General features: G+C 58.5%; 8 protein-coding genes. All 8 read left to right on the forward strand.

Annotation, left to right across the window (positions count from 1 at the left end; genetic code table 11):
• Positions 1 to 309 precede the first annotated feature (309 nt).
• The gene (locus tag ACP7AJ_RS03685; protein WP_426058825.1) at positions 310 to 3,351 is read left to right on the forward strand and encodes a SusC/RagA family TonB-linked outer membrane protein; all 3,042 of its coding nucleotides are present in this window, start codon (positions 310 to 312) and stop codon (positions 3,349 to 3,351) included.
• Positions 3,352 to 3,381: 30 nt separating this feature from the next.
• Positions 3,382 to 5,037 carry a RagB/SusD family nutrient uptake outer membrane protein gene (locus tag ACP7AJ_RS03690; RefSeq protein WP_426058826.1) on the forward strand — a complete coding sequence of 552 codons (1,656 nt, stop codon included), beginning with the start codon at positions 3,382 to 3,384 and terminating at the stop codon, positions 5,035 to 5,037.
• Between the two features lie 142 nt (positions 5,038 to 5,179).
• Entirely contained in the window at positions 5,180 to 7,111 is a 1,932-nt protein-coding gene (locus tag ACP7AJ_RS03695) for a glycoside hydrolase family 88 protein (protein WP_426058827.1), read from the forward strand.
• Positions 7,112 to 7,298: 187 nt separating this feature from the next.
• Entirely contained in the window at positions 7,299 to 8,984 is a 1,686-nt protein-coding gene (locus ACP7AJ_RS03700) for a sodium/sugar symporter (protein ID WP_426058828.1), read from the forward strand.
• A 167-nt stretch (positions 8,985 to 9,151) separates the two neighbouring features.
• Positions 9,152 to 10,006: a fumarylacetoacetate hydrolase family protein gene (locus tag ACP7AJ_RS03705; protein WP_426058829.1), complete on the forward strand. Its 855-nt coding sequence runs from the start codon at positions 9,152 to 9,154 to the stop codon at positions 10,004 to 10,006.
• 156 nt (positions 10,007 to 10,162) lie between these two features.
• A complete protein-coding gene (locus ACP7AJ_RS03710; RefSeq protein ID WP_426058830.1) occupies positions 10,163 to 11,800 on the forward strand; it encodes a glycoside hydrolase family 43 protein in 1,638 nt (545 codons plus the stop codon).
• Between the two features lie 510 nt (positions 11,801 to 12,310).
• A complete protein-coding gene (gene kduD / locus ACP7AJ_RS03715; protein WP_426058831.1) occupies positions 12,311 to 13,081 on the forward strand; it encodes a 2-dehydro-3-deoxy-D-gluconate 5-dehydrogenase KduD in 771 nt (256 codons plus the stop codon).
• 93 nt (positions 13,082 to 13,174) lie between these two features.
• Entirely contained in the window at positions 13,175 to 14,005 is an 831-nt protein-coding gene (kduI, locus tag ACP7AJ_RS03720; protein ID WP_426058832.1) for a 5-dehydro-4-deoxy-D-glucuronate isomerase, read from the forward strand.
• Positions 14,006 to 14,030 lie beyond the last annotated feature (25 nt).

Genomic DNA, 14,030 nt, shown 5'->3' on the forward strand with positions numbered 1-14,030 from the left:
CACCAAAGTTAAGCATCCCAAAAAGGCCGGGGCCGCTAACGGCTGCTTTTGCTAATGGCGAGGGCTGCCGTTGAGCTACGCCATTTGGCGCGGACAAAAACGTGCTGGTAGCCAGTAGCTAACCACTGGCATTGTGGCTTCCGGGAACGTTCCCGGTAACGTATGCGCAAATAAATAGCAGTTTCACAGTATTGACCTGGAAGTAAGCGTCTGAGGAACACCTAATATTGACCACCTCATCGGATTCAGTAAGTGGTAAGTGCAGTTGAGGTTTAAAGCGCCATCCTCACCCTTTTTTACCAAAATGCTATGGGAAATATTACGCTGCGATTTCTCCTGCTGGTGTTGCTGCTGAGCAGCGCCATAAGGAGCCATGCCCAGGCCACTCGCCAAGTGAGCGGCCGGGTGCTCGACAAGGAATCAGGCATCGGCTTGCCAGGGGCTACCGTGGTGGTGGAGAACACAACCAACGGCACCAGCACCGGGGGCGATGGCAACTTCACTCTTGATGTGCCGGCCAGCCCCGACAAGGTGCGCCTCGTGGTGAGCTACGTGGGCTACGTGGCCCAAACGGTGACTGCCACCGGAGGCAACGTCAATATATCGCTACAGGCCGACCAGAAGGCACTGAACGAGGTGGTGGTTATCGGCTACGGCACGGCCAAGCGCAGCGACGTAACCGGGGCCATTGTGTCGGTGAAAGAAGAAGACCTAAAGAAGGTGCCGGTGGCCAACGTGATGGAGTCGTTGCAGGGCCGCCTGCCCGGCGTCGACATCACGCGCAGCAGCGGAGCCTCTAACTCGGGCGTAAACATCACCGTGCGCGGCAACCGCTCGCTCACGGCCAACAACGGCCCGCTGTTCATCGTGGACGGTATTCAGTACACCTCTATTCAGGATATCAATCCCAACGACATTGCCGGGATGGAGGTGCTGAAGGATGCTGCTTCGACGGCCATTTACGGCTCGCGCGGGGCCAATGGTGTTATCATCGTGACCACCAAAAAAGGCTCTTCGGGCAAAACCCGCACCACGCTCAATTCCTACGTGGGCGTGACCGACGTGGTGCTTTACCCGCTGGTGAACGACGCGTCCGGCTACATAGCGCAGCGTCGCGAAGCGTTCCGCACCACCGGGCAGTGGAATAGCCCCGCTGACGACTCGAAAATCTTTTCCACGTTTCAGCAGCAGGCCATTGCCAGCGGGCAATCGACGAGCTGGCCCAAGGAGTTTCTGAAGCAGGGCATGCAGCAGGAGCACCAGATTGGCCTGGCCGGGGGCAGCGACCAAACCAAGTTTTATTTCTCGCTCGACTACTACAACGAGAAGGGCAACCTGCGGCTCGATAACCTCGACCGCTACTCGGGCCGGGTGAACGTGGAGCACTCCCTCTCGCCCAAGCTCAAAATCGGTACGCAAAACCAGCTCACCTACTACAACCAGAACAACCGCCGCGACCCGCTCAACATCGCCAACAAGATTGACCCGCTGGCTTCGCCCTATGAGGCCAACGGCGACCTGGCCATTTTCCCCAACCGCGGAGCCTTCATCAATCCGCTGTCGGACGAGGTGCCCGGCAATTACGAGAACAACCTGCGCACCATACGCACCTTCATCACGGGCTACGTCGACTACCAAGTACTGCCCGACCTGAACTTCCGCTCCAATGTGGGCCTGACCCTGGGCACGGTCCGCACGGGCATCTACTTGGGGTCCAATACCGTGGACCGCAACGGCTCCATGCCGCAGGCGTCGTACGCCACGCAGTTCGACACGAACTGGAGCTGGGAAAATATTCTGAACTATAGCAAAACCTTCGGCGACCACTCCCTAACGCTGACCGGCGTAACCTCGCTGCTCACATTCAACACCGAAACCGGCCGCGCCCAGGGCGCAAATCAGCTGCTGGGCTACCAGCTTTTCCATGCTTTGGGCAACGCTAACCAGCAGTTGAACATCAATAGCGGCTATTCCGACAGCAAGCTGATTTCGTTCTCGGGCCGCGCGCAGTATAACTTCAAGAGCCGATACCTGCTCACGCTTACCGGCCGCTCCGACGGCTCGTCGAAGCTGGCCCAGGGCAACAAGTGGGCTTTCTTTCCCTCGGCAGCGGTGGGCTGGCGCATCTCCGAGGAGGCCTTCCTCAAGGACCAGACCGTGTTGAGCGAACTGAAGCTCCGCGCCAGCTACGGGCTGGCCGGCAACTACGACATTCCGCCCTACTCCTCGCAGTCGCTGCTCAACCGCATTCCTTTTGCCTACGGCGACGTATCAGCCCCCGGCTACGCCTTCAGCAATCGCATCGGCAACCCCGACCTGACCTGGGAACTTTCGACCACGGCCAATGCCGGCCTAGACTTTGGTTTGTTTCAGAACCGCCTTACCGGCTCGGTTGATGTGTACGAAACCAACACCAACGACCTGCTGCTCGACCGCGTGCTGGCTGCCACGTCCGGCGTGAGCGTGATTACCCAGAACGTGGGCAAAACCCGCAACCGCGGCGTGGAACTGGGCCTGAACGGGACCGTGATGGAGCGCGGCGGCTTCCGCTGGAACGTGGGCGCCACTTGGTACAAGAACGTGGAAGAAATAGTGTCCCTGAGCACCGACGCCAACGATATCAACAACGGCTGGTTTATTGGGTATCCCACCCGCGTGTTCTACGATTACGAGAAAATCGGCATCTGGCAAACCGGCGACAACAAGCCCGCGGGCGTGAAAGCCGGCCAGATTAAGGTGAAGGACCAGAACGGCGACGGCGTCATCACGGCTTCGGCCGACCGCAAGGTGCTGGGCTCGGCCCTGCCCAAGTGGAGCAGCAGCCTCAGCTCCGATGTGAGCTACAAAGGCTTTAGCCTGGGCGTACAGATTTTCGCCCGCTACGGCCAGATGATTAACTACGAATACGACCAGCTGTTCGACCCCCAGGGCACCGAAAACAGCTCGCGCCAAGACTACTGGACCCCGGAAAACCCCACCAACAGCTTCCCCCGGCCCGACGCCAGCATCTCAAAATCGACCCTGCAAAACAGTCTGTACGGCACCACCTTGGCCTACCGCGACGGTTCGTACGTGAAGCTGCGCGCCGCTACCCTGGCTTATAACCTGCCAGCCGGCTGGGTAGGCAAAATAGGCGTGGCCTCGGCCCGCGTGTACGTGCAGGGCAAAAACCTGCTCACTCTGAGCCGCATTGCCAACTACGACCCCGAGCGCGCCGCCTCGGCCGCTACGTCGGCGCCCGAGCGGGCCGTGACAACTTCGAACACCAACGCCAACAACGGCGTGGGCCTGGCGCCGCTCTCCAATCCCATTCCGCGGGTTATCACGGTGGGCATCAACCTTGGCTTTTAATTTCCCTCTACCCCTTTCGACTGTACAAGGATGAAATACCCTGCTTCATTTCTGAAAAAAGCGCTGGTAGCCGGAACGCTGCTGTGCACTCTGCCGGCCTGCGAAAAGCAGCTGGAAGAATACAACCCCTCGGGTGTGACGCCCGAGGCGGCCTACGCCACCCCAGCCGGCTTCGAAAGCCTGGTGAACGCTGCCTATTCCTACAACCGCTGGTGGTACGGCAAGGAGGACGGCTACAGCATGTCGGAAATGGGCACCGACCTCTGGCACCGCGGCGCCGGCGACGTAAACCCCGACCTGACCGACTACACCACGCTGCAGTCCAACTCAGCGGCCATCGAAAGCCTTTGGGGCAAGCTCTACGCCGCCGTGAACGTGTGCAACTCCGGCGTGCAGAACGTGAGCAAATCGGGCCTCTCGGCCGCGCTGCAAAAGACGCGGGAAGGCGAGCTACGCTTCCTGCGGGCCTTCTATTATTGGCACATTGTGGAAACCTGGGGCGGCGTGCATTTCACTACCGACCCCACCACGGGGGTGCAGACCACCGCCAACCGCACGCCGGTAACCGACTTCTACAAGCAGATTTTTGAAGACCTCAACTTCGCGGTAGCCAGCCTGCCCAATACTACTTCCGAGTACGGCCGCGCCACCAAGCCCGCCGCCGAAGCCTTCCTGGCGCGCATGCACCTCACCCGCGGCAACAACCAGGAGGCCGCCACGCTGGCTCAAAAGGTCATTTCGAGCTACAACTTTCAGCTGCTGCCCCGCTACGCCGACCTCTGGGTGATGAGCAACGAGCAGAACCGCGAGGTGGTGTGGGCCGTGAACTACGCCCGCGACCTTAGCCTGAACGACATTGCCGATGCTGCTTCGTACCCCGGGGGGCATCCCCGCGGCAGCAACAACGGCCACCTGCTGTGGATGATGAAGTACGACGACCAGCCCGGCATGATACGCGACATTGCCAACGGCCGTCCTTTCAACCGCTATATGCCGTCGCTGTTCCTGCTTAACCTGTTCGACGAAACCAAAGACGCCCGCTACGCCGCCAGCTTCAAAACCACGTGGATTGCCAATGCTGCGGTTGCGGGCAGCCTGGCCGTGGGCGACACTGCCATCGTTGCCACAAAGCGCATTGTTCCGGCGGCCGTGAAAGCCACCAAGAAGTACCGCATCTGGGACCAAAGCGCCGTGTACCGCGCCAATGGCACCGTGAGCGGTGACCGGCTGCACTACGTGTGCCTGAGAAAGTTTGATGACCCTACCCGCGCCACCATCAACGAGGCCCAGAGCGCCCGCGACGTGTTCACCATGCGCCTGGCCGATGTATACCTGATGGCCGCCGAGGCCAATTTCAAGCTGGGCAACCTGCCCCTGGCTGTCACCCAAATCAACACCGTGCGCCGCCGGGCCGCCATTCCCGGCCGCGAGGCCCAAATGGAAATCACTGCGGCCGACCTCTCGCTCGACTTCCTTCTCGATGAGCGCGCCCGCGAGCTGGCCGGCGAGCAAACCCGCTGGTTCGACCTTAAGCGCACCGGCAAGCTCGTCGACCGCGTCACGCGCTTCAACCCGGAATCGGGTCCCAACATCAAGGCCCACCACGTGGTGCGTCCCATCCCGCAGCGTCAGCTCGATGCCATTAGCAACAAGACTGAGTTTGTCCAGAACCCCGATTACCGTTAAAATGCCCTAGCAAAGGCAAAAAGCCGTCCGGATAATTCCGGACGGCTTTTTGCGTGTCAACTTTGGGGCGCCTGCAAGAGCAAATTTCATCTTTACTTTGAATTTCATTTCCACCCTGCTTTCCGGTAGCTAAACCCCCGCTATGATATCTCGCTTGTTCGGCAGCTTGCTGCTCCTATCCATTTCCCAATCCCTGAGTGCCCAGTCGGCCCCGGCAGCCGCCCCCGTGCCCATGTCGCAGCGGATGGCCGATGCCTTCATTGGCTGGCACCCCGATTCCATTCTCATTGGTACCCGCAAAACGGCCCGCTGGGACTACGAGCAGGGCCTCATGCTGAAGGCCATGGAGCGGGTGTGGCAGCGCAGCGGCGACCCCAAGTACTTCACTTACATTAAGAAGGACCTCGACCAGTTTGTGCAGAAGGATGGCAGCATCCGCACCTACAAGACCGAGGATTACAACCTCGACAACCTCACCACCGGCCACGCCCTATTGCTGCTGGCCCAAACCTCGGTGCCCGACAACCAGAAGTACGCCAAGGCTGCCCAGCTTTTGCGCAAGCAGCTCGACGGCCAACCCCGCACCAAAGAAGGCGGCTTCTGGCACAAGAAAATCTACGAAAACCAGATGTGGCTGGATGGCCTGTACATGGCTGAGCCTTTCTACGCCGAATACAGCCAGGTTTTCAACCAGCCAGCTGGGTTCGATGACATCGCCAAGCAGTTTGCCCTGATTGAAAAGAACCTCGTCGACTCTAAAACCGGCCTGCTCTACCACGGCTACGACGAGAGCCGCCAGCAGCAGTGGGCCAACAAAACCACTGGCCAGTCGCCCAATTTCTGGGACCGCGGCATTGGCTGGTACAGCATGGCCCTGGTCGACGTGCTCGACTACTTTCCCCAAAACCACCCCCAGCGCCCGGCCATTGTGAAAGCCCTACAGCGCCTGGCACCCGTGCTGGCCAAGTACCAGGACTCCAAAACCGGCACCTGGAGCTTGGTGATGGCGCAGGAATCCCGCAAGGGCAACTACGCCGAAGCTTCGGGCTCCAGCATGTTTGTGTACGCGCTGGCCAAGGGCGTGCGCATGGGCTACCTCGATAAGAGCTTTGCTAAAGTGGCTCAGAAAGGGTACGATGGCCTGGTAAAATCATTTGTAGCCACGGAGCCCACTGGCGCGCTGGCCTTCAACGGCACAGTGAGCGTGGGCGGCCTGGGCGGCAAGCCCTACCGCGATGGCTCCTACGAGTACTACCTCAGCGAGCCGCTGCGTAAAAACGATTTGAAGGGTGTCGGCCCGTTTATTCTGGCCAGCACCGAAATGGAAATTGCCGCTGAGAATGCGCTCGGTCAGAGCAAAACTGTGGGCCTCGATTACCATTTCAACCACGAGATGCGCAAGAACCCCATTACTGGCGAGCAGGAGCAATGGCACTACACCTGGGAAGAGCGCACCCACGGTGGCTTCTGGCTCTGGGGCAACCAATTTCGGGAACTGGGCGCCAAAACCGTGGCTGTGCCGGCCGCGCCTACGGCAGCCAGCCTCAAAAAACTGAGTGTCTACATCATCGTCGACCCCGACACGCGCAAGGAGTCGCCCAGCCCCAACTACATCACGCCAGCTCACAGCAATGTTATCACCGATTGGGTGCGGGGTGGCGGCACTCTCGTGCTCTTCGCTAACGACACCGCCAACTCGGAAACGAGGCATTTTAACCAGCTGGCCAAGAACTTTGGCGTGCAATTCACCGACCAGAGCGTGAACATGGTGAAAGGCGACCAGTTCGAGCAGGGCAAGGTGGATTTAACTTCCGGCAAAGCCGTGTTCAAAAACGCCAAAACAGCCTACGTGAAGGAGTTAGCCGTGCTGTCGGCTCAGGCACCCGCCCAGCCGCTGGTTACCAACGGCGGCAAGGTCATTATGGCCACGGCTAAGCTGGGTAAGGGGCGCGTGTTTGTCCTGGGCGACCCGTGGCTGTACAACGAGTACGTGGACGGGCGCAAGATTCCGGCCGAATACCAGAATTTCCAGGCCGGAAAAGACTTGGCGAATTGGCTCCTGACTGCCAAATAGCGGCCAACAGTGGGTTCTGTAGTTCAACGGCTATCGGAAACGTTTCCGGTAATTATTGTAAGTAAAAACCAAGATTTTTCTTTCAGAAGCGGTTTTTTTAGCGGAACATTACCTTCCCATGGCTTCGCCGCTAGTGCGCTATTCTGCGCAATGGTGAGTTGCAGCAAACCAATTTCCGCTCTTCTCAATGAACAAGCTCGACACGATTGATTACATCGTATTCTTCGTCTACTTCATCATCGTCTCCGGCTACGGCATCTGGATTTACCGCCGGAAAACAGGCCACGATGGCACCATTGAGGGAGATTCCAAGGACTACTTCCTCGCCGAAGGCTCCCTGACGTGGTGGGCCATCGGCTCCTCGCTCATCGCTTCCAACATCTCGGCCGAGCAGTTTGTGGGCATGTCGGGCTCGGGTTTCAAAATGGGCCTGGCCATTGCCACCTACGAATGGATGGCGGCCATCACGCTCATTGTGGTGGCCGTGTTCTTTATTCCAGTATACCTCAAGAATCGCATCTTCACGATGCCGCAGTTCCTGAGCCAGCGCTACAACGGCACGGTGGCCATGATTATGGCCATTTTCTGGCTGGCGCTTTACATCGTGGTCAACCTGACGTCAATTTTGTACCTGGGCGCCATTGCCATTAGCAGCATTGCCGACCTTAACCTTACCTTCTGCCTCTACGCCTTGGCGGCGTTCGCCGTGCTCATCACTCTGGGTGGTATGAAAGTGATTGGCTTCACCGACGTTATTCAAGTGTTCTTCCTCATTCTGGGCGGCCTCGCTACCACCTACCTCGCCCTGAACCTGGTGGCCGAGCGCTACGGCGAAAGCGGGGTTATCAGCGGCTTCAACTTGATGACGGCTCAGGCCGGCGACCACTTTCAAATGATTTTCAAGCGGGATAATCCCAACTACATCGACCTGCCTGGCCTCACTGTGCTGCTCGGCGGCATGTGGATTGTGAACCTGAATTACTGGGGCTGCAACCAGTACATCACCCAGCGCGCCCTGGGCGCCGACCTGCCCACGGCCCGTGGAGGTATCCTGTTCGCGGCTTTCCTTAAGCTGCTGATGCCTGTGATTGTGGTATTGCCCGGCATTGCGGCCTACGTGCTGTTTAAGGCCGACGTGTTTGGGGCCGCCGAGTTTGGCGAAGGCGCTGACTTAAATCCCGACCGCGCTTATCCGGTGCTGCTCAACATCCTTCCGGTGGGCCTCAAGGGCTTGTCTTTTGCGGCTCTCACGGCGGCCGTAGTGGCTTCGCTGGCTGGCAAAGCCAACTCGATTGCGACTATCTTCACGCTTGACGTTTACAAGAAAGTCATCAACCCCAGCGCTTCGGAGAAGAACTTGGTGAACGTGGGCAAGATTGCCGTTATCGTGGCCATGATTATGGGCGTGCTGATTGCGCCGCACCTTGGCATCGACAAGAAGGGCGGTTTCCAGTACATTCAAGAGTACACGGGCTTCGTGTCGCCGGGTATTTTCGCCATGTTCATTCTGGGCTTCTTCTGGAAGAAGACGACCTCTACAGCAGCCCTGTTTGCCACCATTGGCGGCTTCCTGCTGTCGGTGATGTTCAAGTTTCTGCCCCTCTACGCGGACCTGTCCTTCCTGTCCCCGTTGGGCTTTGCGGTTAAAAACGCTGAGGGTGTTTACGAAATTCCGTTCCTCGACCGGATGGGCTTTGTGTTCATCATCTGCATCGCGGCCATGGTCGCCATCAGCCTGTTTGAAACCAGCCGCGGCGTGAAAACCAACGGCCTGGAGGTTGACCGCAGCATGTTCAAAACGACCCGCGGTTTTGCCATTGGCTCCATTACCATCATGGTTATTCTCACCACGCTTTACACTGTTTATTGGTAGGTGTAGGGCTTAATCCCATTGAAAACGTCATGCTGAGCTTGCCGAAGCATCTCTACCTCAGTACTAATCTTTTGTTAGGTACGCGGTAGAGATGCTTCGGCTGCGCTCAGCATGACGTTCTTTTTTTATTCTTTCCAGCCCTTTCTTTCCAAACCCTTCTATTCTTTATGAAACTACTCCGCTATGGCCCGGCCGGCCAAGAAAAACCAGGCATCCTGCAAGGCGACCAGCGCTACGACGTATCCACGTTCGGGGAGGATTACAACGAAGCTTTTTTTGAGAACGACGGCCTGGAACGGCTGGCTGAGTTTGTGGCTGCCAATGCGGGCAACCTGCCTGTAGTAGCTGCCACCGAGCGCCTGGGCGCGCCCGTGGCCCGGCCCTCCAAAATCCTGTGCATCGGCCTCAACTACTCTGACCATGCCCGCGAGATGAGCTTGGCTCCCCCCGCCGAGCCGGTGCTGTTTATGAAGTCGACCACGGCGCTGGTCGGGCCGTTCGATGACATTATCATCCCCAAAAACTCGGTGAAGACTGACTGGGAGGTGGAGTTAGCCGTGGTTATCGGCAAGCGCGCTTCCTACGTAGCCGAAGCCGACGCCGCGGATTACATCGCCGGCTATATGGTGCACAACGACGTGTCGGAGCGCGAGTTTCAGCTGGAACGCGGCGGCACCTGGACCAAGGGCAAGGGCTGCGACACCTTCGCGCCTATGGGCCCCTTTCTGGCCACACCCGACGAAATAGGCGACGTAAACAACCTGCGCCTGTGGCTAACCGTGAACGGACAAAAAATGCAGGATGGCAACACCGCCAACCTCATTTTCAACATTCCTTTCATCATCTCCTACGTCAGCCAGTTCATGACGCTGCTACCCGGCGACGTCATCTCGACGGGTACGCCGGCGGGCGTAGGCTCCGGGTTTAAGCCACCCGTATACCTCAAGCCCGGCGACGTGGTGCAACTGGGTATCGACAACCTGGGCACCTCCCGGCAGGTGCTGAAAGCCTACGAAGCGTAGGCTCCTGCTTCATTCTTTTTTTGCTTCATCTCATCTGTCATGCTGAGGCACGAAGCATCCTATCATGCCACAACAAACCGTTCGGCAAGGAGAAGATGCTTTGTCATCAGGACAGCCGGCGTTATTTATTTCGCTTCGTGAGATACTCTATTCAATATGAATACACATTGTAAGCGGCTGGTATACTTCTTCTTGCTTTTTGGGGTGGCCCTGCGAGCCGAAGCCCAATCGACTCTGTCCCAGGTGTGGGTGCCCGACCTGGGCAACGGTACCTACAAAAACCCGGTACTGTACGCCGATTATTCGGACCCCGACGTGGTACGGGTTGGCGCCGACTACTACCTCACTTCGTCGAGCTTCAACTCTGTGCCCGGCCTGCAAATTCTCCATTCCAGGGACCTGGTGAATTGGACCATCATTGGGACCGTTTTTCGTGAGCAACCGCCTGTGACCGAGTTCATGAAGCCCCAGCATGGCAACGGCGTGTGGGCCCCCGCCATTCGCTACCACAACAAGCAGTTCTACATCTACTACCCCGACCCGGACTACGGCATCTACGTCACCCGGGCCAGCAACCCTGCCGGGCCCTGGGAAACCCCCAAACTCATCAAAGAAGCCAAGGGCTGGATTGACCCCTGCCCCCTGTGGGATGAGGACGGCCAGGCCTACCTCGTGCACGCTTTTGCGGGCAGCCGCGCGGGGTTCAAGTCCATCATTGCTGTATCGCGCATGAGTCCCGACGGTATGCAGCTCATTGGCGACGACGTGCTCGTGTTCGATGGTCACGCCAAGCACCCCACCATCGAAGGCCCGAAGTTTTACAAGCGCAAAGGCTACTACTACATTTTCGCCCCCGGCGGCGGGGTCACCACCGGTTGGCAAACTGTGCTGCGCTCCAAAAACGTGTTCGGTCCTTATGAAGACCAGATTGTGATGGACCAGGGCAAAACGACCATCAACGGGCCTCACCAGGGCGCATGGGTCGACACCCCTGACGGCAAGGAAGACTGGTTTCTGCACTTCCAGGACCAGGGCCCCTATGGCCGCGTGGTGCACCTGCAGCCCATGGTCTGGAAAAACGACTGGCCCGTTATCGGCGCCGACCCCGACGGCGATGGCAAGGGCGAGCCCGTGCTCACGCACCGCAAGCCCCGCGTGCCAGGCGCGGCGCAACCCTTAGCCACTCCGGCCACGTCCGACGAGTTTAGCGCTAACTCGCTGGGCCTGCAGTGGCAATGGCATGCCAACCCCCAAATGGGCTGGGCCTATCCCAACGGCGCGCAGGGCTACCTCCGCCTCTACGCCGTGCCCGTGCCCGCCAACTTCAAAAATTACTGGCAGGTGCCCAACCTGCTGCTGCAAAAGCTACCGGCCGAAACGTTTACCGCTACGGCCAAGCTCACCTTTACGCCCCGCACCGACGGCGAGAAAGTAGGACTGATGGTGATGGGCCTCGACTACGCCTACCTATCCGTGGCAAGTCAAAACGGCCAATGGCGCATTGCCCAGACTACCTGCCGCAATGCCGAAAAACTAGCCCTGGAAACCGGAACCGTACCCCTAACGACGCCTCCTGCTAAGGGCCCAATCTACCTGCGCGTGCAGGTGCTTGCCGGCGGCAAGTGCCGCTTCAGCTACAGCACCGACGGGCAGCAGTTTGAGAATGTTGGAGAAGTATTTCAGGCACGGGAGGGGAAATGGATTGGGGCCAAGGTTGGCCTGTTCTGCAGTCGGGTCGGTAAGACCAATGATTCCGGAAATGTGGACGTGGACTGGTGGCACATCGAGCCATAACTCACGAAACCATCCTGATTGACCTGTTCAGTGGCCGCACCTCTTCCCGGGTGCGGCCGCTTCTGCTATCGTGGCTTAATGTTTCGGGCGTTGTTGGCTGGCTGCAAAAGGCTTTTAAGCCGAAGGTTAGCATGATTGGTTTTGTGAAAAGTTGCCAACAGTTAGTGGTATTATAAAGCGGGTAGATATAACTACGCCACAGTATAGGTCGTGCTGATTGGTGAGATAAGAAGCTCGTTTTATCGGTAAAGTGCAATAAACCGGGCTTGCCACACTTGCTGGCTTGCAGGGCAGGTATTTGGCGTTTTTTATGAAGTAGAGCCATATTATTGAGGATAAAAGCGGAGGCGTTGGGCAATGGCATCGTTCCCGGCAACGATTGCACAAAAAAATATTGTCCAACTCTTGTTTTCCGGTTCTGCTGTACGAAACCTTTAAGTAGCAAAACCGCCCTCGACAGCACCGCGGCTTTGGTTTTGTCAACTCACTGTCTCAGCATCGTCCTTCTTTATGACTGCATTCTCTTCCGCTTTTAGTTTGGCCGGCAAGCGCGCCCTCGTTACGGGGTGCGACCGGGGTATTGGACAAGCCATTGCCTTGGGCTTGGCCGAAGCCGGCGCCGACATCATCGGTGTTTCGGTACACATGCCCCAGGGCGGCGAAACGGAGCAGGCAGTGCAGGCCCTGGGGCGCGAGTACCGCGGCTACCAAGCCGATTTTGGCGAGCGCGAGTCATTGGATGGTTTCATCAAGCAGGTGCAGGCCGATTTCCCGGTTATTGATATTCTGTTCAACAACGCCGGCATCATCCGCCGCGCGCCAGCCGCCGAGCATTCCGACGATGACTGGGATGCCGTGCTGACCATCAACCTCGACGCACCGTTTCGGCTGGCCCGCGCCATTGGCGCGCAAATGTTGCAGCAGGGGAGTGGCAAAATCATCTTCACGGCCTCGCTGCTCACGTTTCAGGGCGGCATTAACGTGCCAAGCTACGCTGCCAGCAAAGGCGGTGTGGGCAGCCTGGTAAAAGCCCTGGCCAACGAATGGGCCAGCAAGGGCATCAACGTCAATGCCATTGCGCCCGGCTACGTGGCCACCGACAACACCGCCGCCCTGCGGCAGGATGAGGAGCGTAGCGCTGCTATTCTCTCTCGCATTCCGGCTGGGCGCTGGGCCCTGCCCACTGACTACCAAGGTCCGGCCGTGTTCCTGGCTTCAGCCGCTTCCGACTACGTGCACGGCACCATCCTCACCGTCGACGGTGGCTGGATGGGACGCTAGAGTGTGAATTATGAGTTGTGAATTATGGGTTTCCCACTTCATCAGCTCTCACCAACAATTCATAACTCAAAATTTATAACTCATAATCCCCTAATGAATACTCGCTTCGCCATCGGTCCACGTGAAACAGCTACTCTGAACACGAGTGGCATTCGGGAGCATTTCCTGATTGAAAGCCTGTTTGTGGCCGGAGAGGTTAGCCTCACCTACACGCACTACGACCGCATGATTGTAGGCGGGGCTCAGCCCAACGATTCGTCGCTGGCCCTGCCCTGCCCGGAGTCGTTGAAAGCGAATTTCTTTCTGGAGCGCCGCGAACTGGGCGCGCTCAACGTGGGCGGCGCCGGCACCATCACGGTCGACGGCCAGGCCTACGAGTTGGGCAACCAGGACTGCCTCTATGTGGGCATGGGCGCCAAGGAAGTGACGTTTGCCAGCGCCGACGCCGCCAACCCCGCCAAGTACTACTTACTCTCGGCTCCAGCCCACCACGCCCACCCCACCACGCGCCGCACCCAAGCGGAGGCTACGCCCGTGGAAATGGGGGCTACGGAAACCGCCAACCGCCGCACCATCTACAAGTACATCTACGCCGAAGGCATCCAAAGCTGCCAGTTGGTGATGGGTCTCACGCAGCTGCAGGAAGGCTCGGTGTGGAACACCATGCCCAGCCACACCCACGACCGGCGCATGGAAGCCTACCTCTACTTCAACCTGCCGCAGGGCCAGCGCGTGCTGCACCTGCTGGGCGAGCCCACCGAAACGCGCCCGCTGTGGGTGAACAACGAGCAAGCCATTCTCTCGCCGCCGTGGAGCATCCACACCGGCTGCGGCACCAGCGCCTATGCCTTCATCTGGGGCATGGCCGGCGAGAACCGTGAATACACCGACATGGACGCCGTGCCTCTGGAGGCCCTGCGCTAACCGATTTTTTTAACCTCCCACCCAA

It is taken from the genome of Hymenobacter sp. B1770 (assembly GCF_049896385.1).
Taxonomy (GTDB): Bacteria; Bacteroidota; Bacteroidia; order Cytophagales; family Hymenobacteraceae; genus Hymenobacter.

What these genes read in the sequence shown, in the direction of transcription:
- ACP7AJ_RS03710 (WP_426058830.1), top strand. Translation starts at nt 10,163, where the DNA reads ATGAATACACATTGTAAGCGGCTGGTATACTTCTTCTTGCTTTTTGGG.
- ACP7AJ_RS03700 (WP_426058828.1), top strand. Translation starts at nt 7,299, where the DNA reads ATGAACAAGCTCGACACGATTGATTACATCGTATTCTTCGTCTACTTC.
- ACP7AJ_RS03685 (WP_426058825.1), top strand. Translation starts at nt 310, where the DNA reads ATGGGAAATATTACGCTGCGATTTCTCCTGCTGGTGTTGCTGCTGAGC.
- kduD (WP_426058831.1), top strand. Translation starts at nt 12,311, where the DNA reads ATGACTGCATTCTCTTCCGCTTTTAGTTTGGCCGGCAAGCGCGCCCTC.
- ACP7AJ_RS03690 (WP_426058826.1), top strand. Translation starts at nt 3,382, where the DNA reads ATGAAATACCCTGCTTCATTTCTGAAAAAAGCGCTGGTAGCCGGAACG.
- kduI (WP_426058832.1), top strand. Translation starts at nt 13,175, where the DNA reads ATGAATACTCGCTTCGCCATCGGTCCACGTGAAACAGCTACTCTGAAC.
- ACP7AJ_RS03695 (WP_426058827.1), top strand. Translation starts at nt 5,180, where the DNA reads ATGATATCTCGCTTGTTCGGCAGCTTGCTGCTCCTATCCATTTCCCAA.
- ACP7AJ_RS03705 (WP_426058829.1), top strand. Translation starts at nt 9,152, where the DNA reads ATGAAACTACTCCGCTATGGCCCGGCCGGCCAAGAAAAACCAGGCATC.